We start from the raw sequence: 24,902 nt of genomic DNA on the forward strand, positions 1-24,902 counted from the left end.
GATGGCAAAGGGGAATCACAAGAAGGTACGCGGCAAGCCGCACAATCTGCTGGAGCACTACCGGCCGATCGACGGCGTCGTCGACGAGATGGTCGACGCCTCTGGCAATCCCCGCCCGGTCTGGAAGCACTTCATCGAAGCGCTTGAGGCACTGGGGCCGGAAAAACTCGGCCAGCGCTTTGCTCGCGCCGACCAGTATCTTCGCGATGCCGGCGTCTACTACCGCGTCTATGACAAGGCCGGCGCCGAGAGGGAATGGCCGCTGGCGCATGTTCCCGTGCTCATAGGCGAAAAGGAATGGGCCGACATCAGCGCCGGGCTCGTACAGCGCGCGGAATTGTTCGAGGACACGGTCGCCGATATATACGGGCCGAACCAGCTCATCGAAAAGGGCATCCTGCCGGCCCGGCTGATCGCGGCCAGCCCCGAATATCTGCGGCCCATCGTCGGCACCATGCCGGCCAGCGGCCATTTCCTGCATTTCTGTGCCTTCGAACTCGGGCGTGGTCCGGACGGCCAGTGGTGGGTTCTGGGCGATCGCACGCAGGCGCCGTCAGGCGCCGGCTTCGCGCTCGAAAACCGCGTCGCCACCACACGTGCGCTCTCCGACATTTATGGCGAGATGCACGTCCATCGCCTCGCCGGCTTCTTCCGCCGCTTTCGCGACGCGCTGATCGGCATGGCCAAGGAATCCGAAGGTCGTGTCGCGATCCTCACGCCGGGGCCGCTCAACGAAACCTACTATGAACACGCCTACATCGCCCGCTATCTCGGCATCATGCTGCTCGAGGGCGAAGACCTGACAGTTTCCGGTGGCAAGCTAATGGTGCGCACCGTGTCCGGCCTGATGCCGGTCAGCGTGTTGTGGCGGCGGCTTGATGCCGCCTTCGCCGATCCGCTCGAACTGCGTCCGGATTCGCAGATCGGCACGCCGGGGCTGGTCGAGGCGATCCGCCAGGGCGCAGTTTCGACTGTCAACGCGCTGGGTTCCGGCCTGATGGAGACACGGGCGCTGCTCGCATTCCTGCCGAAGATCGCGCGCGCCTTGCGGGGCGAAGAGCTTCTGCTGCCGAGCGTCGCGACGTGGTGGTGCGGGCAGGAAACCGAACGCGAGCACGTGCTGGCCAATCTCGACCGCATGGTGGTCGGCCCCGCGCTGTCGACGCGGTTGGCCTTCGAGGATGACGACCAGACCCGGCTTGGCTCCACGCTGTCCGCGCAGGAACGAGCTGAACTCATCGCTGGGATCGAACGCAGTGGCGGCGACTTTGTCGGCCAGGAAGCGGTGACGCTTTCGACCACGCCCGTCTATGCCGACGGCAGGCTGGAGCCGCGGCCGGCGAGCCTGCGCGTCTATCTGGCACGGACGCCCGGGGGCTGGACGGTGATGCCCGGCGGTTTTGCCCGCGTCGGCCTGTCGCTCGACCCGACCGCCATCGCCATGCAGCGCGGCGGCCATGCGGCGGATGTCTGGGTGGTCAGCGAAAAGCCGGTGGAGCGCGAGACGCTGCTGCCGCAGGAGGGCGACAGCTTCACCCGCACCCGGCCGGGCAGCCTGCCCAGCCGGGCGGCCGAGAACCTGACCTGGCTCGGCCGCTACATCGAGCGCTCGGAAGACACGGTGCGCATCCTGCGCGCCTATCATGTGCGGCTGGCCGAGACCTCCGATCCCAAGATGCCGCTGCTTACCGACATCAGGGATTATCTCGACCCCTTCGGCATCGACGTTGATTCGGCCATCCCGTCCGGGCTGATCGGCACGCTGGACAGCGCCGTCTACAGCGCCGGCCAGATTCGCGACCGTTTCTCGCCCGATGGCTGGCTGGCGTTGAAGGATCTGTCGAAGACCATCCATCAGTTCGCGACCACCGTGGCGCCCGGCGACGACGCGACCAGGGCGATGACGGTGATATTGCGCAAACTCGCCGGTTTTTCCGGCCTGCTGCACGAGAATATGTACCGCTTCGCGGGCTGGCGCTTCCTCGAGATCGGCCGACGCCTGGAGCGCGGCATCCAGATCGCCCGCACACTGGCCCGGCTGACCAGCGCCAAGGCGCCGGACGGCGCCCTCGACATGATGCTGGAGATCGGCGACAGCGTCATGACCCATCGGCGGCAATATCCCGTGCAGGCCGGTCGGCGCACGGTGATCGATCTCCTGGCGCTCGATCCGCTCAACCCGCGCTCCATCCTGTTCCAGCTGGAAAGGCTGAAGGCCGAAATCGCGCTGTTGCCGGCGGTTGGCGGAGAAGGGCACATGTCGACGGCGGCAAAGGAAATCCTGCAGCTCAACACGCAGATCGCCATCAAGGAGCCGGCGGACATGACGACAAAGGCGCTGGATGATCTCGCCTATGAGATTGGCGGCCTCTACAACAGCCTCGCCAAAGCCTATTTCGGGTAAGCAGGTTCCGAAAAAGTGTCGCACGGTTTTGCGACAAGAACCTGCGCCAAGACAAGAAAAGTAGCGCATGCTTTACGACATCAGGCTTCATCTTCATTACGACTACGCTGCGGCGGCTGGCGGTGGCCGCCACCAGGTGCGCGTGCTGCCGTCGACGATTGCTGGCATTCAGCGCGTCATCGCCGCGTCGCTGTCTTTCGCGCCGGCGCCCAACGAACGTTCGGATTTTTCCGACTTCTTCGGCAACAATGTCACCTCGATCGCCTTTCGCGATGCGCATGATGAACTCGACATCAGGATGAGCGCGCGCGTGTCCGTGTCGCGGCCGGAACCGGGGCTCGACGTGTCGCCCGACATTCGCCGGCTCCGGCAGGAACTCGGCGCGGTGCGGTCGCTGTCACCTGCTTCGCCGCATCACTTTCTGGCCGCGAGCGCGCATTCGAGCATCGACGCCGCGATCACCGCCTATGCGCAGGACAGCGCCAAGGGCTCCACCGTGGGCACGGCGATCGATCTGTGCAACCGCATCCACCACGATTTCACCTATGACGGCGACGCAACCACGGTTCGAACCAAAGCCAGCGATGCCTTCAGGCTGAAACGCGGCGTATGCCAGGATTTCTCGCACATCATGATCGCCGGCTTGCGCGGGCTCGGCATTCCAGCCGGCTATGTCAGCGGCTTCCTGCGCACCATCCCGCCGAAGGGCAAGCCCCGGCTCGAAGGCGCCGACGCCATGCATGCCTGGGTGAAGGTCTGGTGCGGCCGTGATGCGGGCTGGCAGGAGTTCGATCCGACCAACGGCATGCGGGCCAGCAACGACCATATCACCGTCGGCTTCGGTCGCGACTATTCGGACGTGGCGCCCATCGTTGGCGTTCTCAAGACCACGGGCGGGCAGGTGGGCGAGCAAGCGGTCGACGTGATCCCCGTCGTGCTTGAAAAGGCGTGACGTGCTGAAACCCGAGACCGCACAGAGATTGCTTCTCAAAATGGAGTGCGGCGGTTATCTTGTATTCGTACGGGGGACAAACTGCCAACGCATGTATATGACGCGGACACGCGGAGTTCGTCGTATTGAAATCAGTCAGCATCATCATCCCTGCCCATGATGCAGCGGCAACCATAGCGGGAACGCTGGCGTCGCTTCGTGCAGAGATCGAAATTATCGGCGAGATTTTGCTGGTCGACGATGCCTCGTCGGACGGGACGGCGGCGGTTGCGCAGAATGCAGCCGCGCAGTTGGGACTTCCGCTGCGCGTGCTGCCGGCCAGTTGCCGTGACGCGGGCGCTGCCCGCAACCTTGGCTTGGCGGAAGCGCGGTGTCCATGGATATACATGATCGACGCCGACGACCTGCATATCGAGGGCGGCCTTCGATCCCTGCTGCTTCGGTCGGAAGCCCAGCCAAAGGCGCAGATGATCGTCGGCGGCTTCCGGCGACGGGTCAATGGCAAGGATCGGCAGATCAAGGTGCCCGGCGGCTACACGACCGCCTGTCTCGCAAACGCTTTGGCCTATGTGAGAGGCGATATCCGATCGGTCGCCGTGGGCAGCGTACTGGCGTCCCGAATCGCCATAGGCGACACGAGGTTCCCGGTCGGACTGGCCTATGATGAAGACACGCTTTTCTGGGCGCGGTTGATGAGCAAGGCGTCACTCGCCATGATCTCGCAACCCGTGATGATCTATGAGGTTTCGCCGGAGCGATCCGACAATCGGTTCACGATCAAATCGGTACGACGCTTCCTGGACTGGCGCCGGGAACTGCGCACGCTTACCGATTGCGGTATTCCGAAATCGGCGCTCAAGACAAGGGAAGGGCTCGTTGCCCTGAAGATTGCCCGGGTCCACTACGCGCGCGGCGATCTGGAGACCGCGGCACGATTCCTGACTGTTGCGGCGGCGGCGCCGAAAGCGAGATCGGAAGCCTGGCGCTGCCTGCGTTATCAGTTCAAGCTCGCGGCACGCCGGCGGTTCTCCATCCCGAAAGTCCACCTGCGAAGCGCTCTATAGCTTCGGTCCACGAGGTTCACATCCCGGCCCGGTTTCGCGAGGCGAGGGAACCAGCGGGCGGCAAGCAGCTTATCCATGGGAAAATTCTCATGGAGGAAGCATGCTTGACAGGGCAGGGTCGCCGTTCGCTGGGGAGGCCGCGCCGAAGAACGGGGCGCAGGCTTGCGCCGGTCGAGCCTCGTTGGCCTATGTCAGTGATGCCGAGCCTGGTATTCGCCGCCTGCGTGCCGGAAAAGGGTTCACGTACAAGGCTCCCGACGGTCGGACCGTGGGCAAAAGCACTGTTGATCGTATCAGGGCGATCGTCATTCCACCGGCCTGGACGGATGTATGGATTTCGCCCGATGCCGACGGTCATATTCAGGCCACCGGCAGGGATCAGCGCGGGCGCAAGCAATATCGCTATCATCCGCAATGGGCTGATGTGCGCGATGGCGCCAAATATTCGAGCCTGATCGCCTTTGCCGAAAGCCTCCCCGAATTGCGGCGCCGGATCGATGCCGATCTGCGCCGCCATGGCCTGCCGTTCGAAAGGGTCGTCGCGGCAATCGTCTGGCTGCTCGACAACACGATGATCCGGGTCGGCAACGCAGCCTACGCCCGCGACAACAAGAGTTTCGGGCTGACCACGCTGCGCGACCGCCATGTCAGTATCGAGGGGTCAAGCCTGCGCTTCGCCTTCAAGGGCAAGTCCGGCAAGGAATGGAAACTGAAACTGGTCGATCGCCGCATCGCCCGGATCGTGCGCGACGCCCAGGACCTGCCGGGCCAGAAGCTGTTCCAGTACCTAGACGAAGACGGGAACCGGCACCCGGTGCGGTCGGACGATGTCAACCGCTACATCCGGGACGCCGTCGGCCCGGATTTCAGTTCCAAGCATTTCCGGACCTGGGGCGGTACCATCCATGCCGCGTCCCTGTTTGCGCGGACGGACCTGCCCGATAGTCGGGGGCAACAGAAAAGAGTGATGAACAGCACCATCGACAAGGTTGCCGAACGGCTCGGCAACACGCGCGCCGTATGCCGCAAATGCTATATCCATCCGCAAGTCTTCGAGGCTTGGACCGAGGGGCGATTGCTCGACGAGATGATGGATGCGAACTGGACTTGCTTCGGTAAAGTGGAGAGCGGGTTGCTCATTCGGCGGCGTTTCGCTCGAACTGCATCGGGCTGATGTAGTCGAGCGCGGAATGCCGCCGGATGGGATTGTAGAAGCCGTCGATATATCGGGCAATGGCGGCTTGGGCATCGGCGCGGGTAAGGAAAGAGGTGCGCCAGATCAGTTCAGTTTTCAGCGTCTTGAAGAATGTTTCGACCATGGCGTTATCAAAGCAATTGCCCTTGCCTGACATTGAGATGATGACGCCGGCGGCACGCAATTCGGCTTGGTAGTCGATAGAACAATATTGGCTGCCGCGGTCGGAGTGGTGAATGAGGCCGGGTTCCGGCTGCCGCATGACGAACGCCTTGTTGAGCGCTGCCAGAGCCAGGCTGCGGTGTAGCCGGTTGCCAGCAGCCCAGCCAACGACCTTGCGGGCAAACAGATCGATGACGACAGCAAGGTACAACCAGCCCTCCCGCGTCCAGATGTAGGAGATGTCGGCACCCCATTTCTGGTTGGGACCAGTGGCGGCAAAATCCTGGTCGATGACATTGGGGGCAACCGGAAAGGCGTGTTCGCTGTCCGTCGTGCGCTTGAACCGCCGCTTCTGTCTTGCCTGGAGGCCATTCTCCCGCATCAGACGCGCCGTTCGTCGCCGGCCAATGGCAAAGCCATTGTCTTGCAGTTCCCGCGTCATGCGCGGGCTACCATAGGTTCCGTTCGACAGCGCGAACGACGATCGCACATGCGCCAGCATTATCATGTCGTCGCGCTGCCGGCGGCACGCCGGCCGGCGCCCCCAGGCAAAGTAGCCGCTCGGGCTGACACCCAGCGTCGCGCACAAACGGTCCACAGGGAAATCCTTCTTCGCCTGGTCGATGAGCGCGAACCTCACCGACTTCCCTCCTTGACGAAAAAAGCCGTCGCCCGTTTCAAGATATCCCGCTCCTGCCGAAGGATTTCATTCTCCCGCCGCAGCCGTTTCAATTCAGCGGCGACATCAGCATCAGGCGGACGCCCAGGATCGCCCATCTCACGATCCAGCTGCCGACCCATCCATCGCGTCAGCGTCGAGAAACCAACACCAAGATCCTCCGCGATCTGCCGCTTCGTCCGACCGCTCGTTCGCACAAGGCCAACCGCCTCCGCCTTGAACGCATCCGTAAACTGTCTCTGTTTCGTCATCGAGGTCGCCTTTCATCAGAAGGAAACTCTCCACTTTTTCGGGGCAAGTCCAAACAGGCACAAGCGGTCGATAGATGGTCTCGACGATGAAGAGGCGCTGGCTCTAAGATGGCTCAGGGCCCGGGAGGGCTGACTGAAGCTCAGATCGAGCTCCGATGCCTCGCAGGTGGAGGATTTTTTTATCGACGCCATGTCGGGATCGGTCCTACTGTTTCGTCCTTTGATCGAGAAAAGGACTGACCATGCTCTACGCCATCCTCTGCTACGCCTCCGAAGACGTCGTCTGCTCCTGGAGCAAGGAACAGGACGACGAGGTGATGGCCAATCTCCTCGACGTCCAGGAAAAATATGCTCAAGCGGGCCGGCTTGGCCCGGTGGCGCGGCTGCTGCCGACGACGGCGGCGACGACACTGAGGAAAGTCAAGGGTGAGGCTGTCGTCATCGACGGGCCGTTTGCCGAGACCAAGGAACAGTTTCTCGGCTTCTACACGCTCGAATGCGCCGATCTCGACGAGGCTGTCGAGTTCGCGCGCGAACTGTCCGAGGTCAATCCGAGCGGCGGTTCCTATGAGATACGGCCGGTTTCCATCTTCAATCCCGCCAGGGTTCCAGCATGACCGAACTCGCCTGGATCAGCACGGCGATCAGCACGGCGCGCCCTCAGGCGATGGGCGCGCTGCTGCGTTATTTTCGTGATCTCGATGCGGCCGAGGAAGCCTTTCAGGATGCCTGTCTCAAGGCGTTGAAGAACTGGCCGCAGAACGGACCGCCGCGCGATCCGGCCGCCTGGCTGATCTTTGTTGGCCGCAACAGCGGCATCGATGCGGTGCGCAAACGCGCCAAGCAGGCGCCGATGCCGGAAGAGGATCAGATCTCTGACCTCGAAGATGCCGAAAGCGATATCGCCGAACGGCTTGACGGCGCGCATTACCGCGATGACATCCTGCGGCTGCTGTTCATCTGCTGCCATCCGGACCTGCCGGCGACGCAGCAGATCGCGGTGGCGCTGCGCATCGTCTCCGGCCTCACGGTCAAGCAGATCGCGCGTGCCTTCCTCGTCGGTGAAAGCGCCATGGAGCAACGCATCACCCGTGCCAAGGCGCGCATCGCGGACGCCGGCGTGCCGTTCGAGACGCCAGGAGCGGTCGAGCGTTCCGAACGGCTCGCTGCCGTGGCCGCCATGGTCTATCTGATCTTCAACGAGGGTTATTCGACCAACAGCGGCGAAGCGCCTGCCCGTGCGCCGCTGTGCGAGGAAGCGATAAGGCTGGCCCGTTTGCTGCTGCGGCTGTTCCAGACCGAGGCCGAAATCATGGGGCTGACGGCGCTGCTGCTTCTCCAGCACGCCCGTGCCCCGGCGCGCTTCGATGAAAACGGCGAGATCGTGCTGCTCGAGGTCCAGGATCGCAGCCTGTGGAGCCGCAAGATGATCGACGAAGGGCTGGCGCTGGTCGACAAGGCTTTGCGTCATCGCAAGCCCGGCCCCTATCAGGTGCAGGCGGCGATCGCGGCGCTGCACGCGCGCGCCGTGCAGGCCGACGACACCGACTGGGTGGAAATAGACCTGCTCTACGGTCTGCTCGAGCAGATGCAGCCCTCGCCGGTGATCACCCTCAACCGCGCGGTCGCGGTTTCCAAGGTGCGCGGACCCGAGGCGGCGCTCGCCATGATCGAACCGCTGGAGCAGAGGCTGTCCGGCTATTTCCACTTCTTCGGTCTCAAGGGCGGCTTGCTGATGCAGCTTGGCCGGGGCGAGGAGGCGCGCATCGCCTTCGACCGTGCCATCGCACTTGCCAACACCGCCGCCGAGGCTGCCCATATCCGGATGCATATCGACCGGCTGATGAAGGAAGGTGCCGCGACGGGCACAGCCCAGACGGCGCACTGAACCCCACCTGGCTCAATCCTGCCGTCCAACCTTGGACCATGCCGGGGTGGCGATCTCTCCCCCAAACGAGTAATGCCAATCCATCAACGCGCCTCGCATGCCCATGGGCACCGTGAAGGCATGGCGCAAGGCTTTGGCCGAGGCCATATAAGCGGCAGGATCTGAAAGGGATGAACATGACGATAGCGAAGGAAACGGCCGGGCTTCTGGGCAAGCTTGGTGTTGCCGGTGATGTGCTCGAGGGTGGCGACCTGATCGTGAAGAGCCCGGTGACGGGCGAGAAGATCGCGGCGCTGAAGACGATTTCGCCGGCCGATGCGGCGAGGGCGATCGACGGCGCCCACAAGGCGTTCCAGGCGTGGCGGATGGTGCCGGGCCCCAGGCGCGGCGAACTGGTGCGGCTGCTGGGCGAAGAACTGCGCGCCCACAAGGCCGAACTCGGCCGCCTGGTGTCGATCGAGGTCGGCAAGATACCGTCCGAGGGCCTGGGCGAAGTCCAGGAGATGATCGACATCTGCGATTTCGCCGTGGGTCTGTCGCGCCAGCTCTATGGCCTGACCATCGCCACCGAGCGTCCCGGACATCGCATGATGGAAACCTGGCATCCGCTGGGCGTCGTCGGTGTCATCTCGGCCTTCAATTTTCCCGTAGCGGTATGGTCGTGGAATACGGCACTTGCCCTGGTCTGCGGCGATGCGGTGGTGTGGAAGCCGTCGGAGAAGACGCCGCTGACCGCATTGGCCTGCGCGGCGATCTTTGCGCGCGCGGTCAAGCGTTTTGGTTCGGATGCGCCCGATGGCCTGGTCTCGGTGCTGATCGGTGATCGCGCCGTCGGCGAGATCCTGGTCGATCACCCGAAAGTGCCGCTGGTCTCGGCCACCGGTTCGACGCGCATGGGCCGTGATGTCGGTCCGCGCCTGGCCAAGCGCTTTGCCCGTGCCGTGCTGGAGCTTGGCGGCAACAATGCCGGCATTGTCTGCCCGACCGCCGATCTCGACATGGCGTTGCGCGCCATTGCCTTCGGCGCCATGGGCACGGCCGGACAGCGCTGCACGACGCTGCGCCGCCTGTTCGTCCATGACAGCGTCTACGACCAGCTCGTTCCCCGCCTGAAGAAGGCCTATCAGAGCGTCTCCGTCGGCAATCCGCTGGAGACCACGTCGCTGGTCGGTCCGCTGATCGACAAGGCCGCCTTCGACGCCATGCGGAAGGCGATCACCGAAGCCACCGCCCATGGCGGCAAGGTGACCGGCGGCACGCGGGTCGAGAATGGTCATCCCGATGCCTATTACGTTCATCCGGCGCTGGTCGAGATGCCCAAACAGGTATCGCCGGTGACCGAAGAGACCTTCGCGCCGATCCTCTATGTGATGAAGTATTCCGATTTCGACGCGGTGCTTGACGAGCACAATGCGGTGGGTGCCGGCCTTTCCTCGTCGATCTTCACGCGCGACCTGCAGGAATCCGAGCGCTTCCTTGGCGTCGACGGTTCGGACTGCGGCATCGCCAATGTCAACATCGGCACGTCCGGCGCCGAGATCGGCGGCGCGTTCGGTGGCGAGAAGGAGACGGGCGGCGGCCGTGAATCAGGTTCCGACGCCTGGAAGGCCTATATGCGCCGCGCCACCAACACGGTGAACTACTCCAAGGCGCTGCCACTTGCCCAGGGCGTCTCGTTCGACATCGAGTGAGGAGATGACTACGCCGGGGCGGCTGCATGGCCGCCCTGGTCTGTTTCCGCTCAATCGCTTTTTGGAAAAGCGTCCGAGAAGGCCGCATCGATGATGGCCAGCTTCACGGCTTGGGCGGCCATGTATTCCTGGTAGAAATCGCTGGACACCCACATCACCGAATTGCCGCGCTGGCCGAGCCAGCCGATGCTGCCGAGTTCTTCCGCGGCGCGCAATTTGCGCGTCAGGTGGGTTCGCGAGAGCTTGAGCCAGTTCGCGAAGTCGCCGATCGAGAGCACACCAGTCGGAATCTGGCTGAGGCCGGCATTGTCGGGATCGACGCCCGATATCAGCCAATCCATGACGACGCCGCCATTGTTCAGCCAGGTGAACAGCGAGAAAGTCCGTTTGGGCTCGCGCACCGGATTTGACGATAGCAGGCCGTCGGCCACCAGCGGCTGCAATCGGGCAAGTCCGTCGGGCCGGGCAAGGAAGGTGGCCAGCCGGTTCGCGCCATCAAGGCTGTCCAGCGTTTGCAGATGCGCAAGGACCCAGCCGGTCACCACTTCCAGCGAGGCCGCGACCGGCTGCAGGGGGCGGATACGGCCGTCCTGGGTCGAGGGCAGTAGCTCAATGAAGTTGTAGTGCAGCATCTCCTTGACGAAGGCGTCGGCTGTGTTGCGGCTGGCCACGGAATTCTGCCGGATCGCGTCGATGAAACGCGCCATCGTGAGCTCCTTGCGGTAATCGTCGGGCTCCCGCCTGAAATGCAGGGCAAGACCGATATGGGCCATCAGCCAGCGTTGTTGGGTGGCGAACACCGAGGAAAGCCGCGGGTTTGTCGCATAGATCTGGTTCATCGCTTGCGCCTGCGCCCGCACACAGCGATGTAATGCCGGGTGGGCGGCAATATCTTCCAAGGTCAGCGTCATTCTCCCCCGCTGCTGTCAGCTTCAATGCTGTGAAGACGCAGAATCACATTTTCAGCCTTCTACGCCTGTGTCCAGACGTCGGTCGCCAATAGTGGGTGAGTGTATGCAGTCGGAGGAGTTTACAAAAGCGACTCATCGTGTCGGTGAATTCAGAACCGCTTGGCTCTTTGTCCCGAAGTCATTCCGAGCCTGGACTTGTCCTGTGCCTCTTTCTGGATTGGTCCGTTTCTCAGCTGCCCTGTGACGGGGGGAAACAGGCCTCGAACGCACTGTCGACAATGGCCAGTTTGGCGGCCTGAACGGTCATGTATTCTTCATAGAACCGGCGCGACAGCCACATGACCGAATGACCGCGTTCGCCAAGCCAGCCAACGCTGCCGAGATCCTCGGCGGTGCGCAGCTTGCGGCCAAGGTGAGTTCGCGAGAGCTTGAGCCATCTGGCGAAGTCTCCAATCGAAACGACGCTGGTCGGAATCCGCTCCAGGCCGGCATGGCCTGGATCAATGCCCGACATCAGCCAATCCATGACGATGCCGCCATTGTTGAGCCAGATGAACAGGGAAAAGGTCTGGTTGGGTTCGCGTACCGGCTTTGAGGCAAGCAGGCCGTCAGCCACCAGCGGCTGTAGTCTGGCCAGCATGCCGGGCTGTTCAAGGAAGCTGGCCAGCCGGTCGCCACCGTCGATATGATCCAGCGTCCGCAGATGGGCCAGAACCCAGCCCGTGAATGTCCGCACGGTGGCCGCCGTCGGCTGCAATGGGTGCGTGCGGCCATCCCCGCCCGCCGCGTATTCGGCAATGTTGTAGTGCAGCATCTCCTTGATGAAGGCGTCAGCCGTGTTGCGGCTGGCCACATCGTGACGATGCACGACCTCGATGAAACGCGATACCGTCAGCTCCTTGCGACGGTCGCTCGGATCGCGCCTGAAATGCATCGAAAGGCCTATATGGCCCATCAACCAACGCTGCTGCGTGGCAAAAATAGAGGCCAGCCGAGGGCTGTCTTCAAAGATTCGGATCAGTGCCAGCGACTGCTCCTGAACGTAGCGATGCAACGCCGGATGGCTGGCAATGTCTTCCAAGTTCAGCGTCATTCTCCTGGTGTTCGGACTCAACTCCGACGGCGGGGTCTCGTTCCCCTTTTTTCAGCCTGCGACACATGTGTCCAGACGTACCAAATGCGGAGAATAGGCCCAGCCCAGGCGTGGCTCCCTTCACGACTGGTGCAACGTCAAGCTCGCCAAATGCCTGGAAAACCGGTCCCAATAATAGCAACCCAAGGGGCCAGTGATCTGCAAGAGGACGGGGGTGGCTGCCGCCTGCGTCGCGGCGTCGGCCAGGCAGGGAACGCCGATGTCGGTCGAGGCAAGGCGCCTTGGCTGCGGCATGTCCTTCTATGACGGGGGCGCCGAACCCGCGACAACCACGGGCACGGGCGCGGGCTTGTTCCAACCGCCGCCCAGCGCCTGGAAAAGGCTGGTCGCCGCAAGAGCGCGGTTCAGGCGAACCTGTACCAATGAGGACTCGGCGGAGAAAAGCGTCTGTTCCGTCTGCAGGACGGTGACCAGGTTGACCGTGCCCCCGTTCAATTGCGCCTCGGCCACCTGGAAGGCCTTGCGGGCGTTGGTCACGACGTCGTTTTGCAGCCGCATCTGGATCGTGGTCTGTTCGAGCGCAACCAGCGCCATCTCCACATCCGCGAAGGCCGACAGCACCGCCTTGCGGTAGGCCTGCAGGTCTTGCAACTGCACGCCGCTCGCCTGTTTCAACTCACTCTTCAGCAGATTGCCGTCAAGGATCGGCTGCGCCAGGCTGGCGGCAAGTGTGTAGTACCAGGCGCCTGGGCCGAACAGCGAGGAGAGCGCCGCGCTCTGGAAACCCGTCGTGCCGGTCAGCTGGATCTGCGGCAGGAAGGCCGCGCGTGCGGACTCGACGCTGAAGTTGGACGCGGCAAGCTGCGCCTCGGCCTGGCGGATATCGGGCCGCTGGACCAGAAGCTCCGAGGGCAGGCCGGGGGTCACGCGCGGTATGGATATGCGCGACAGGCTCTGGCCACGCACGTTGAAGTCGGCGGGCGCGCGCGCCACCAGCACGGCGATCGCGGCGATGTTCTGGCGGCGCGTCACCTCCAGCGGAGGGATCGAGGCTCGCACGGTCGCGACCAATGCCGCCTGCTGCGAAACATCGAGCTGCGTTGTCGTGCCGCCGGCGAGCTGCTTCTGGATAAGATTGAGGATGCGCGTCGAGGCGGCGAGATTGTCGCGCGCCACCTTGATCTGGTCCTGGGCGGCCAGGATCTGGAAGTAGGTGTTGGCGACCGCGACGGTGGTGCTGAGGGCTACGACCTCGCGGTTGTAGCGGCTGGCCAGCGCGTTCTTCTCGGCCGCGTATAGCGTTGCGCGGTTCTTCCCCCAGAAATCGAGCATGTAACTCGCCGAGAGGCCGAGATTGAACTGGTTGTTGTTGCTTCCCTGCTGGCGCAGCCGCTCGGCCGACGCGCCGGCCGACAGGCTCGGCAGCAGCGGCGCGCCGGCGACGCCGGCCTGGGCTTCGGCCTGGATAATCTGCGCCACCGCCACCGCGATGTCGAGATTGGAGGCCTGGGCCTGCTCGACCAAGCCGGTCAGTTCCTCGGAACGGAAGCCGCGCCACCAGTCCAGTGACGGAACGGCCGCATCGGGATGGCGTGGGCCATTGCCGTAAGCCGCCGGAACCTCCAATGCGGCGTCGGGATGCTCGGTGCCGAGGACGCAGCCCGACAGGCCAAGCCCGATCAGGCCGATTAGCGACAACCGACATAGTCGGGAGCCAGTGTGGACTTGCCGGTGTCTCAGGCCCATCTCACTCTCCCGGTTGTGCGGTTGGCTGCCACGGACGCCACGACCGAGAACGCAACCGCCGGCACCAGCTCCCGAATCGGTCGACGTAGATGTAGATGACCGGAGTCGTATAGAGGGTCAGAATCTGGCTCAGGATCAAGCCTCCGACGATGGCTATCCCCAGGGGTTGGCGCAGTTCGCTGCCTTCGCCAAGGCCGATGGCAAGCGGCACGGCACCAAACAGCGCCGCCATGGTCGTCATCATGATCGGGCGGAAGCGCAGCAGGCACGCCTGGTAGATGGCGTCATGCGCCGATTTGCCCTCGCCGCGCTCGGCCGCCAGCGCGAAGTCGATCATCATGATCGCATTCTTCTTGACGATGCCGATGAGCAGGATGACGCCGATGAGCGCCATGATGGAAAACTCGATGTTGAACAGCGACAGGGCTAGCAGCGCACCGACGCCGGCCGAGGGCAGGGTGGAGAGAATGGTCAGCGGATGCGCGTAGCTTTCGTAGAGGATGCCGAGCACGACATAGACAGCGATGAGCGCGGCAAGGATCAGCAGCGGCTGGTCGGAGAGCGAATCCTGGAACACCTTGGCCGTGCCCTGGAAGCTGCCGTGGATGGTGCTGGGCACGCCGATGCGATCCGCCGCCTCGTTGATCGCGGCCACGCCGTCGCTGAGCGCCACGCCCGGTGCAAGGTTGAAGGAGAGCGTCGTGGCCACGAACAGCCCCTGGTGGTTGACGGCAAGCGGCGTGCTGCCTGGGCCATAGCTCGCCACTGTCGAGAGCGGCACCATCGTCTCGTTGCTGGTGCTAACGGCGGAGCCGGTCGAGGCTGAGGACTTGCCGGTGCTGGTGATGGAGTTGGTGGCCTGGTTGCGCGCCGCATCCGCCGCGATCGAGGTCGCGCTGCTGGACTGTCCGGGCGCGACGAACGTGCCGGCGACCGCGTTGCTCGACTGTGAGCCCTGCACGGATCCGCCCGACGTGCTGACATAGACCTGTTTCAGCGCCTCGGGGCTCTGCCAGTACTGCGGCGCCACCTCCATGATGACGTGGTACTGGTTGCGCGCCACATAGATGGTGGACACCTGGCGCTGGCCGAACGCATCGTAGAGCGTGTTGTCGATCTGGCTCACGGTGATGCCGAGGCGTGAGGCGGTATCGCGGTCGATGACGACATCGGCCTCCAGTCCCTTGTTCTGCTGGTCCGAGTTGACGTCGGTGAGCCTGGGCTCGGTCTGCAACGCGGCGGCGAGTTTCGGCGCCCATTCCGCCAACTCGTCGAAACTGTCGCCCTGCATGGTGTATTGGTATTGCGCGTTCGATTGCCGCCCGCCGACGCGGATGTCCTGCACCGCCTGCAGGAACAGCGTGGCACCGGGCACCACGGCGAGCTGGCGCCGCAGCCGGCCGATCACCTGGTCGGCTGAAACGCCGCGCTCGGCCCGCGGCTTCAGCGACACGAACATGAAGCCGGAATTGGTCTGGCCGCCGCCAGTGAAGCCGACCGCCGCGTCGACGGCCGGGTCCTTGCTGACGATGGCGGAGAACTGGCTGAGCTTCTGCGACATCGACTGGAAGGATGTCGCCTGGTCGGCCTGGATCGAGCCGGTCAGCCGTCCGGTATCCTGCTGCGGGAAGAAGCCCTTGGGGATGGTGACGTAGAGATAGCCATTGAGGCAGAGCGTCGCCAGCAGCACCGCCATGATCAGCAAGGGATTGTCCAGCGCCCAGGAGAGCGAGCGGCGGTAGCCGTTCAGCATGGCGTCGAAGACGCGCTCGCTGAAACGGTAGAGCCGGCCATGCACGCGGCCCTTCTCGCTGCGCAGCAGCAGCGAACACATCATCGGCGTCGTGGTCAGCGAGATGGCCAGCGACACCAGGATCGCGGCCGACAGAGTGACGGCGAATTCGCGAAACAGCCGGCCGATGATGCCGCCCATGAGCAGGATGGGAATGAAGACGGCGATGAGCGAAATGCTCATCGACAGCACGGTGAAGCCGACTTCCTGCGCGCCCTTGATCGCCGCCTGCATGCGGCCCATGCCGGCCGAGGTGTAGCGCGAGATGTTCTCCAGCATGACGATGGCGTCGTCGACGACAAAGCCGGTGGCGACGGTCAGCGCCATCAGCGACAGATTGTCGATGCTGAAGCCGAGCAGGTACATGACGGCCAGCGTGCCGACCAGCGACACCGGCACCGCCACGATCGGCACCAGCGCCGAGCGCACGTCGCGCAGGAAGGCGAAGACGACGAGGATGACCAGGCCGATGGCGATCATCAGCGTCTGCCCGACCTCGAGCAGCGAGGCCCGGATGGTCGTCGAGCGGTCGACGGCCATTGACAGGTCGATGGCCGGCGAGATCGAGGCTCGCAATGATGGCAGCAGCGCTTTCACGCGGTCCACCGTCGCGATGATGTTGGCGTTGGGCGACCGGTTGAGGATGATCAGCACCCCCGGCTTGCCGTTCGCCAGTCCGGCATTGCGGATGTTCTCGACGGAATCATTGACCTGTCCGACATCGGAGAGCCGGATAGGCGCGCCGTTGCGATAGGCGACGATCAGTGACCGGTAGGCATCGGCCTGGCTCGCCTGGTCGTTGGCATAGATCTGATAGCGCTGCGTGCCGACATCGATGGCGCCCTTGGGACTGTGAGCGTTGGCGGATGCGAGTGCGGCGCGCACGTCCTCCAGTCCGATGCCGTAATTGTAGAGGGCCTGCGGGATGAGTTCGACGCGCACCGCCGGCAGCGAACTGCCGCCGACCGACACCTCGCCGATGCCGTCGACCTGGGCCAGCTTCTGCGCCAGCACCGTGCTCGCGGCGTCGTAGATCTGGCCCTTGGAGAGCGTGTCGGAGGTCAGCGTCAGAATGAGGATCGGGGCGTCGGCCGGATTGACCTTGCGATAGGTGGGGTTGGAACGCAGGCTCGACGGCAGGTCGGCGCGGGCGGCGTTGATCGCCGCCTGGACGTCGCGTGCCGCGCCGTCGATGTCGCGGTCGAGGCCGAACTGCAAGGTGATGCGCGCGCTGCCGACGCTTGAGGACGACGTCATCTCGTTGACGTCAGCGATTTCGCCGAGATGCCGTTCGAGCGGGCTCGCCACCGTGTTGGCCACGACCTGCGGACTGGCGCCGGGCAGCGAGGCCTGCACCGAGATCACCGGGTAGTCGACCTCGGGCAGCGGCGCCACCGGCAGTTGCGGGTAGGCCACCAGACCGGCGGCCAACAGGCCGAAGGTCAGCAGGATCGTCGCCACGGGCCTCCGGATGAAGGGCGCCGACAGGTTCATGGCGCGGCGTCCGCCTCGGAAAGATCCGTCTGGATGCCGCCGAAGCGGGCGGCAAGACGATCGAACCAGAGATAGATGACCGGCGTCGTGAACAGGGTGAGCAACTGGCTAAGCAGCAGGCCGCCGACGATGGTGACGCCGAGCGGGTGGCGCAGTTCCGAGCCGACGCCGGTGCCGAGCATCAGCGGCAGCGCGCCGAGCATCGCCGCCAGCGTCGTCATCAGGATCGGGCGGAAGCGCAGCAGGCAGGCCTGGTAGATGGCGTCGCGTGGCGCCTTGCCTTCGTTGCGCTGCGCGTCGAGCGCGAAGTCGATCATCATGATGGCGTTCTTCTTGACCACGCCGATCAGCAGGATGATGCCGATGATCGAGATGATGGTCAGGTCCTCGCCGGCGATCATCAGCGCCAGCAAGGCGCCGATGCCGGCCGAAGGCAGCGTCGACAGGATGGTGATGGGATGGATGAAGCTCTCATAGAGCACGCCCAGCACGATGTAGACGGTGACCACCGCCGCCAGGACCAGGAACAGCGTGTTGCTGAGCGAGGCCTGGAAGGCGCGCGCGGCGCCCTGGAAGGTGGTGATCACGCTGAGCGGCATGCCGATGTCGCTCTGCGCCTGCTGGATCGCGGTGACCGCTTCGCCCAGCGACGCACCGGGCGCCAGGTTGAACGAAAAGGTGGTGGCCGGGAATTGCCCCATATGGGTGATCTGGAGCGGCGCGGTGTCGACATGGGTTTTAGCGACCACGGCAAGCGGCACCGGAGCGCCGCCGGTCGAGGAGGGCAGGTAGACCGAGGACAGCGCGCGCAGCGAATCCTGCAGGGATGGATCCGCTTCCAGGATGACCCGGTATTGGCTGGAGGTGGTGAAGATGGTCGAGACGATGCGCTGGCCGAAGGCGTCGTAGAGGGCGTTGTCGATTGTCGCCGGCGTGATGCCGAAACGCGCGGCCTGGTCACGGTCGATGTCGACGAATACGGCAAGGCCGGCGTCCGACAGGTCGCTGGCGACGTCGGCAAGCTGCGGCAGTTTGTTCAGCTTGGCGAGCAGCTTTGGCGTCCATTGCGTCAGCTCGTCCGAATTGGCGTCCTGCAGCACGAATTGGTATTGCGTTCGGCTGACTGTGCCGTCGATGGTGAGGTCCTGCACCGGCTGCAGATAGAGGGTGATGCCCGCCATCGAGGCCGTGGCCTGCTTCAGGCGGTCGATGACCGCGGTGATATCGGCGGTGCGCTGTTCGTGCGGCTTGAGGTTGATCAGGATGCGGCCGACATTGAGCGTGGTGTTGGTGCCGTCGACGCCGATGAAGGATGACAGGCTGTCGACATCGGGATCCTTGAGGATCACAGCCGCCAGTTTCTGCTGCCGCTCCGCCATCGAGGCATAGGATACCGACTGCGGCGCCTCGGTGATGGCCTGGATGACGCCGGTATCCTGCACGGGGAAGAACCCCTTGGGGATGACGATGTAGAGCGCCGCCGTGAGGACCAGCGTGAACGCCGCCACCAGCAGCATCAGCGTCTGCCGGTCGAGCACCCAGGTCAGCGCGTGGCCGTAACCCCGGATCACCCAGTCGAAGAACTGGCGGCTGCCGCGCTGGAGCGCGTTCTCGCGCACCGCCGACAATGGCTTGAGCAGCTTGGCGCAGGCCATCGGCACCAGGGTCAGCGACACCACGGCCGAAATCAGGATGGTGGTGGCGAGCGTGATGGAGAATTCGCGGAACAGCCGGCCGACGACATCGCCCATGAACAGCAGCGGGATCAGCACTGCGATCAGCGAGACGGTCAGCGATATGATGGTGAAGCCGATCTGCTCGGAGCCCTTCAGCGCCGCTTCCAGGGGCGTGTCGCCTTCCTCGATGTAGCGCGCGATGTTCTCGATGACGACGATGGCGTCGTCGACGACGAAGCCGGTGGCGATGGTCAGCGCCATCAGCGAGAGATTGTCGAGGCTGAAGCCGAACAGATACATGACGCCCAGCGTGCCGACCAGCGACAGCGGCACCGACAGGCTCGGGATCAGCGTGGCGCGCGCGCTGCGCAGGAAAACGAAGATGACCAGCACGACCAGCATGATCGCCAGCGTCAGCTCGTATTCGACGTCGCGCACAGAAGCGCGGATGGTGGTGGTGCGGTCGGTCAGCACCGCCACGTCGACGGAGCTTGGCAGCGATGCCTGCAGTTGCGGCAGCAGGGATTTGATGCGGTCGACCACCTCGATGACGTTGGCGCCGGGCTCGCGCTGGATGTTGACGATGATGGCCGGCGTGGTGTTCATCCAGGCCGCCAGCTTGTTGTTCTCGGTGCCGTCGATGATCGAGGCGACATCGCTCAGCCGCACCGGTGCGCCGTTCTTGTAGGCGATGATCAGCGACCGGTATTCGTCCGCGCTCTTCAGCTGGTCATTGGCATTGATCGTATAGGCTCGCGATGGGCCGTCGAAATTGCCCTTGGGCGTGTTGACGTTGGCGTTGCCCAATGTCGTGCGCAGGTCGTCGAGGTTGAGGCCGTAGGCGGCGAGCCGGCGCGGATCAGCCTGGACGCGCACGGCCGGACGCTGGCCGCCGCTGAGGCTGACCAGGCCGACGCCCGCCAACTGGGAGATCTTCTGCGCCAGCCTGGTATCGGCGAGCTGCTGGACATCGCGCAGCGGCATGGTGGCCGAGGTCAGGCCAAGTGCCAGCACCGGCGCGTCGGCGGGATTGACCTTGGCGTAGATGGGCGGCGCTGGCAGATCGGCCGGCAGCAGGTTGCCGGCGGCATTGATGGCAGCCTGGACTTCCTGTTCGGCGACATCGAGCGAGATCGCCAGGCTGAATTGCAGCGTGATGACAGAGGAACCGGCCGAACTCACCGAGTTCATCTGGTTGAGGTTGGCGATCTGTCCGAGCTGGACTTCCAGCGGCGCCGTGACCGAGGAGGTCATCACATCCGGGCTCGCGCCCGGATAAAAGGTCTGCACCTGGATGGTCGGATAATCGACTTCGGGCAGCGCCGACACCGGCAGATAGCGATAGGCCAGCATGCCGGACAGCATGATTGCAACCATGAAAAGCGATGTCGCCACGGGCCTGAGAATGAAGGCTCTCGACGGGCTCATTGCTGCTGACCGGTCTCCGAATGGCGATGCTTGCGGCCCTGGCCCTTGTGCTTGGTCGCATCGCCGGGGCTCTGATCATCCGCTGGCTGCTGTCCCGTTGGTGGCGCCTGCGCCGGTGTCTGTGCTGGCGTCTGCGTCTGTCCTGGCGTTTGCGTCGGTGTATGCGCTTGTGTGGGTGGCTGCGCCGATGCCGCCGGCTGGCCGTCCTGCTGCAGGTTGATCTTGGCGCCGTCGCGGAGCTTGTCGGCGCCATCGACCACAATGCGGTCGCCAGGGTTGAGACCCGAGAGCACCTCGATGCGCTCGCCATTGGTCACGCCAAGGGTGATCTTGCGCACCGAGACGGTGTTGTCGGCGTCCACAAGATACACGAAGGTGCCGGGCACGCCGCGCTGTACTGCGGCGGTCGGCGCGATCGCCACATCCTTGTGCTGGTCGACCAGAAGCTCGATGTTGACGAACTGGTTGGGGAAAAGATTGCGCGCTTCGTTGGTGAAGGCGGCCCGCAGCTTGATAGTTCCGGTGCTGGCGTCGATCTGGCTGTCGAAGGTCTGCAGCTGGCCATCCGCGAGTTTGGTCTTGCCGGTTCGGTCCATCGCGGTGGTGGGCAAAGTGGCGCCCTGCTGCATGCGCTGCGCGATAGCCTGAAGTTGATCCTCCGGCACGGTGAAGATCACGCTGATCGGCTGGATCTGGGTGATGACGACAATGCCATTGGCGTCGCCCGGCGTGACGTAATTGCCTTCGTCAACCTGACGAAGGCCCGCCCGCCCATCGACAGGCGCCAGGATGCGGCAATAGCCGAGATTGACGTTGGCTGCCTGTATCAGTGCCTTGTCGATGGAGATCGTGGCTTCGTTCTGTGCGACAAGGGCGACCTGCGTGTCCAGCGTCTGGCGCGGCACGGCGTTCTGGGTCGCCAGCCCCTGGTAGCGCGCGAGATCGACCTGCGCGCCCTTGAGAAGCGCCTGGTCGCGATCCAGCTGGGCCTGTGCCTGGGCAAGCGCGGCCTGGTAGGGGCGAGGATCGATCTGCGCGAGCAGGTCGCCTTTCTTGACGTCCTGGCCTTCCTTGAAGTTCACTTGGATGAGCGGTCCGCTGATCTGCGACTTGACCGTAACGGTGGCAAGCGAGGTGACCGTGCCGAGCGCATCGACGGTGACGTTGATCGTACCCTTCTCGACGGCTGCCGTGCCGACCGACATCGGCTGTGCATTTCTTCTGTTGCCCGGTTGTTTGTCGGCGACCTGGGGCCGCTGATAGAGATACGCGCCCGTGGCCGCGACGACCAGCAGGAAGATCACCCAGGCAATCCAGCCGCGCGAGCGCCGCCGCACCGCGACCTTCACCTTCGGCAATTCCAGATTCTGATCCATGGCAACGATCTTCGGTCCCTTCGCCAACCCATATGGCCGAAATCGAACCAAGTCGAATTAACAGTTGGACAGGTTCAACCGCTGCCCGGGTGCGTTGTTCCGCACCCTATGATTGCATCGGGCAACCATAGGGAGTGCCATGGTTTCGGTCAATGTCGTGCAGACGTCGGAAGCCGGCCGTGGCTTCCTGTCAACAGCAAGCCACGGCCAGGCAGGATACCGAACTTATTGCGCGGTCGTGGCGGGCTGTTGCGGCGTTGCGGCTGGCTGTTGTTGCATCTCCTGCTGCTTCTTCAGCTTGGCCGCGGCCACCTGCTTCTTGTGAAGATGATGGCCGGCAACGCATCCGCCGACCGCACCGAGCACCGCGTGATGGCCGGCGTAGTGGCCGGCCACCGCGCCGGCGGCGCCGCCTGTCAGGCAGCCGATTGCCTGCGCCTGATTGCTCGCACCAACCAAAGCGAGAATTGCAGATGCGAGAAGGATCTTTTTCATGGGGGCCTCACCAAATCCGTGTTTGCTCCGGCCCTGCACACGGGGATCGTGCACTTCGCGGCGACAAGAACCGGTGCCTTCATGAAGTCCGACCGATTCTTGGCTTAAATGCGGCGCAGGGTTTTGGCACACTTGGCGTGCCGGGCGGTCAAGGCCGGCATCGGAAGATTTTCCCGGCATGGAACTTTGTCGGGGCGATAGCGTTCAACTACCAGATCGCTTCCCTTCGCGATCTTCTCTTATCCCACCTAAAGTGCCCCGCGGGCTCAAACCGGCGGGGCTTTTTTGTGATTGCTGAGTTTGTGATTGCTGGGGCGGTGAGGGGTTTTTCGCCCTGATTGGCAAGTTGATCACCGTCGCCGAAGGGCGGCTGTATTCAGCGACCGCCACGGCTTCGATCAGCAGATCGAGCGCCTCCCGCGTCTTGCTGCTGGTCTCGTCATCACCGTGGAGCGCATCGTAGGCGCGCTCGAGATGGATGCGTGCGGCCGAGAATTCGCTTTTCATCGTTTCCCTCCGTGATCCCGCGCTAATACACAGTGGCGTGTCGATGGAAACGAAGCGCCAATATCCACAGTTGGATTTGAGTAAAATCCGCCAGGTCCTGGAATCCCCGGGTGTCCGCCGAGACGATTCGGCGGAGAACGCCGGCATTTTTGCTCTAAAGGCGGACGAAAGCCCTCAGCGGCAAGTGGTCGGAGGCAACCCGTGAAAGCGGCGTGTCATGCGCTTCCACGGCCGAGATCATCCCGTGCCGATTGGCCATGATGCGATCGAGCGCAAGCAGCGGCAGGTTCGACGGGAAGGTGGGGACGGCTGGCGGCAATGGACCAAATGTCGTGTGCAGCGTGTTCAGTGAGGAGCGGTTTCCGAGCCGCCACTCGTTGAGATCGCCGAGCAGCAGTGTCGGCGTCTCGTCCGGGCTGTTCATGATGTCCAGAACCACGCCGGCCTGCTGGGAACGGGAGCGGCGCAGCAATCCGAGATGAGCAGCGATGACGCGCAGGGTCCGGTTTCCGTCCAGGTCGATTTCCGCCACCACCGCGCCGCGCGGTTCCAGTCCCGGAAGCCTGATCTGATGCACGTCGCGAACGACACCCTTCTTGAACAGCAGGACATTGCCGTGCCAGCCGTGCCCCTTGCCATTGGCCGAGATCGGCACCGGCACCAGACCAGTGTCGGATTCCAGCCGGGACAGGTCGAGAAGCCCGTCGCGATCGCCGAAGCGGTTGTCCGCTTCCTGCAACGCTATGACATCCGGGTCGATTTCGCGGATGACGCGGCTGGTTCGCTCGGGATCGAACCGCCTGTCGAGGCCAATGCATCTGTGGACATTGTAGGAGGCAACCAGCGTTCCGGTCGTGCCCGTCCGCTTGGGCGAGCTGGCGTTTGCCTTTTGCATCCTCCTGTCGCGAATGGAGAGAAGCATGCTTGCCGGGAGGCTACGTCCAGTTCTCTGCATGTCCCTGCTGTTCGTCCTCGCTGCGTTCAGGATTTGACCTGGCTATACTGAAATAGGCTCTGTCGGTGAATGTTCCATGTCTTAACCGGGCGAGGCTCTCAAAAGAGCTAGAGCAGAATCTGATCATTCCGGCTCATATCCTGTTGCGGCGAAGTAGTTGGCGCACTCGGTTGGTGTGAAGCAAGGCAGTGCGGCGCTGATGGTATCCCACAATTCCGCGACGGTTCGTGCGGCGGCTTTGCGTAGAATCGATTTCAGCTTGGAAAAGGCGTTCTCGATCGGGTTGAAGTCGGGGGAATAGGGCGGGAGGAACATCATCCTTGCGCCGGTTGCTTCGATCGCCACACGGGCGGCTGCGCTTTTGTGCGCCGGCAGGTTGTCGAGGATCACGACATCGTCGGGCCGCAGCGTCGGCACGAGAACCTGCTCGACATAGGCGACAAACCATTCGCCAGTCATCGGGCCGTCCAGGACCATTGGCGCGGTCATGCCAGTGAGGCGCAGGGCGCCGGTGAACGTCGTCGTCTTCCAATGGCCATGCGGGATTGGCGATCGGCACCGCATCCCGCGCTTCGTGCGCCCCCGCAGTCGAGCCATCTTTGTCGAGGCTCCGGTCTCGTCGATGAAGACCAGATGCTCGGGATCAAGATCGGGCTGGGCGTCGAACCAGGCGTTTCGTCGCGCCGCCACGTCTGGCCGCTCCTGCTCGCTGGCGTGCGCCGTTTTTTTTGAAGGTCATGGAGTGACGATCGAGAAACCGCCAGATCGTGCTCGTCGCAAACGACGCGCCATGCTCCTGTCGCAGCAACTCGGCGAGTTCGACCAGCGTGATGTCCACCCGCCTCTCGATCGCCGCCAGGATGATGTCGCGATACGCTTCAACGCGGTGGGACCGCCTGTCGCCGCCCTGCGGCTTTGCGCAGGTGGCTCCGGTCTCGCGCCATTCCCGGACCCAACGCACCGAGCTTGCCGCCGCCACGCCAAATCGCGCCGCTGCCGCCCGTCGCGACAGGCCGCCATCAACCGCTGCGACCACCCGAGCCCGCAAATCTTCCGATAAGGATTTCGCCATGCCATGCCGGCCTCCGAATCCAGCAGATATGCTGAATCAGATTTCCAATCCCAACGAAACCCCTATCGATT

General features: G+C 63.7%; 18 protein-coding genes. 7 read left to right on the top strand and 11 right to left on the bottom strand.

Going from position 1 to position 24,902, the window contains the following annotated elements; genetic code table 11:
- The first annotated feature begins 1 nt into the window (after window position 1).
- The 4 genes from LGH82_RS26215 (at window position 2) to LGH82_RS26230 (ending at window position 5,594) form a co-directional block, all read left to right on the top strand.
- Window positions 2–2,404 (top strand): circularly permuted type 2 ATP-grasp protein, encoded by a 2,403-nt coding sequence (locus tag LGH82_RS26215; RefSeq protein ID WP_227345508.1) that lies wholly within the window; start codon window positions 2–4, stop codon window positions 2,402–2,404.
- Window positions 2,405–2,471: 67 nt separating this feature from the next.
- Complete coding sequence (locus LGH82_RS26220; protein WP_227345509.1) at window positions 2,472–3,356, top strand: transglutaminase family protein; 885 nt, start codon at window positions 2,472–2,474, stop codon at window positions 3,354–3,356.
- Between the two features lie 125 nt (window positions 3,357–3,481).
- Complete coding sequence (locus tag LGH82_RS26225) at window positions 3,482–4,420, top strand: glycosyltransferase family 2 protein (RefSeq protein WP_227345510.1); 939 nt, start codon at window positions 3,482–3,484, stop codon at window positions 4,418–4,420.
- A gap of 100 nt (window positions 4,421–4,520) precedes the next feature.
- Window positions 4,521–5,594 (top strand): DNA topoisomerase IB, encoded by a 1,074-nt coding sequence (locus LGH82_RS26230; RefSeq protein ID WP_227345511.1) that lies wholly within the window; start codon window positions 4,521–4,523, stop codon window positions 5,592–5,594.
- On the opposite strand, the gene LGH82_RS26235 is transcribed toward LGH82_RS26230, so the two are convergent.
- Window positions 5,557–6,707 (bottom strand): IS3 family transposase gene (locus LGH82_RS26235; RefSeq protein WP_413771365.1). Its coding sequence is split into 2 segments (ribosomal slippage): window positions 5,557–6,443 and window positions 6,443–6,707, totalling 1,152 coding nucleotides; the frame shifts between segments, so codons are not numbered across the junction. The genes LGH82_RS26230 and LGH82_RS26235 overlap by 38 nt on opposite strands.
- 242 nt (window positions 6,708–6,949) lie before the next feature.
- Here LGH82_RS26235 and LGH82_RS26240 point away from each other — a divergent pair.
- The 3 genes from LGH82_RS26240 (at window position 6,950) to LGH82_RS26250 (ending at window position 10,286) form a co-directional block, all read left to right on the top strand.
- Window positions 6,950–7,324, top strand: a complete 375-nt coding sequence (locus LGH82_RS26240; protein ID WP_227345512.1) for a YciI family protein — start codon at window positions 6,950–6,952, stop codon at window positions 7,322–7,324.
- Window positions 7,321–8,595, top strand: coding sequence for an RNA polymerase sigma factor (locus tag LGH82_RS26245; protein ID WP_227345513.1), 1,275 nt, complete (start codon window positions 7,321–7,323; stop codon window positions 8,593–8,595). Before LGH82_RS26240 ends, LGH82_RS26245 begins: the two co-directional genes overlap by 4 nt.
- A gap of 176 nt (window positions 8,596–8,771) precedes the next feature.
- The gene (locus LGH82_RS26250; RefSeq protein WP_227343909.1) at window positions 8,772–10,286 is read left to right on the top strand and encodes an aldehyde dehydrogenase family protein; all 1,515 of its coding nucleotides are present in this window, start codon (window positions 8,772–8,774) and stop codon (window positions 10,284–10,286) included.
- A gap of 50 nt (window positions 10,287–10,336) precedes the next feature.
- Here the strand turns inward: LGH82_RS26250 and LGH82_RS26255 are convergent, their stop codons facing one another.
- The 10 genes from LGH82_RS26255 to LGH82_RS26300 all read right to left on the bottom strand — a co-directional run bounded on the left by LGH82_RS26255 (window position 10,337) and on the right by LGH82_RS26300 (window position 24,831).
- Entirely contained in the window at window positions 10,337–11,197 is an 861-nt protein-coding gene (locus LGH82_RS26255; RefSeq protein WP_227345514.1) for a hypothetical protein, read from the bottom strand.
- 229 nt (window positions 11,198–11,426) lie between these two features.
- A complete protein-coding gene (locus LGH82_RS26260; protein WP_227345515.1) occupies window positions 11,427–12,290 on the bottom strand; it encodes a hypothetical protein in 864 nt (287 codons plus the stop codon).
- Window positions 12,291–12,590: 300 nt separating this feature from the next.
- Window positions 12,591–14,036, bottom strand: coding sequence for an efflux transporter outer membrane subunit (locus LGH82_RS26265; protein ID WP_227345516.1), 1,446 nt, complete (start codon window positions 14,034–14,036; stop codon window positions 12,591–12,593).
- Between the two features lies 1 nt (window position 14,037).
- Window positions 14,038–17,322 carry an efflux RND transporter permease subunit gene (locus tag LGH82_RS26270; protein WP_227345517.1) on the bottom strand — a complete coding sequence of 1,095 codons (3,285 nt, stop codon included), beginning with the start codon at window positions 17,320–17,322 and terminating at the stop codon, window positions 14,038–14,040.
- Entirely contained in the window at window positions 17,319–20,426 is a 3,108-nt protein-coding gene (locus tag LGH82_RS26275; protein WP_227345518.1) for an MdtB/MuxB family multidrug efflux RND transporter permease subunit, read from the bottom strand. Before LGH82_RS26275 ends, LGH82_RS26270 begins: the two co-directional genes overlap by 4 nt.
- Window positions 20,423–21,802 carry an MdtA/MuxA family multidrug efflux RND transporter periplasmic adaptor subunit gene (locus tag LGH82_RS26280; RefSeq protein ID WP_227345519.1) on the bottom strand — a complete coding sequence of 460 codons (1,380 nt, stop codon included), beginning with the start codon at window positions 21,800–21,802 and terminating at the stop codon, window positions 20,423–20,425. Before LGH82_RS26280 ends, LGH82_RS26275 begins: the two co-directional genes overlap by 4 nt.
- 225 nt (window positions 21,803–22,027) lie before the next feature.
- Window positions 22,028–22,477, bottom strand: a complete 450-nt coding sequence (locus LGH82_RS33520; protein WP_319799893.1) for a hypothetical protein — start codon at window positions 22,475–22,477, stop codon at window positions 22,028–22,030.
- Between the two features lie 24 nt (window positions 22,478–22,501).
- Window positions 22,502–22,804, bottom strand: coding sequence for a hypothetical protein (locus LGH82_RS26290; protein WP_227349752.1), 303 nt, complete (start codon window positions 22,802–22,804; stop codon window positions 22,502–22,504).
- A gap of 154 nt (window positions 22,805–22,958) precedes the next feature.
- Complete coding sequence (locus LGH82_RS26295) at window positions 22,959–23,759, bottom strand: endonuclease/exonuclease/phosphatase family protein (protein WP_227345520.1); 801 nt, start codon at window positions 23,757–23,759, stop codon at window positions 22,959–22,961.
- Window positions 23,760–23,882: 123 nt separating this feature from the next.
- A protein-coding gene (locus LGH82_RS26300) for an IS630 family transposase (RefSeq protein WP_227343924.1) occupies window positions 23,883–24,831 on the bottom strand; the annotation gives its coding sequence in 2 pieces (ribosomal slippage) (window positions 23,883–24,489 and window positions 24,488–24,831; 951 coding nt in all).
- Between the last annotated feature and the right edge of the window lie 71 nt (window positions 24,832–24,902).

The organism is Mesorhizobium sp. PAMC28654, from assembly GCF_020616515.1.
In the GTDB taxonomy this organism is placed as follows: Bacteria; Pseudomonadota; Alphaproteobacteria; order Rhizobiales; family Rhizobiaceae; genus Mesorhizobium.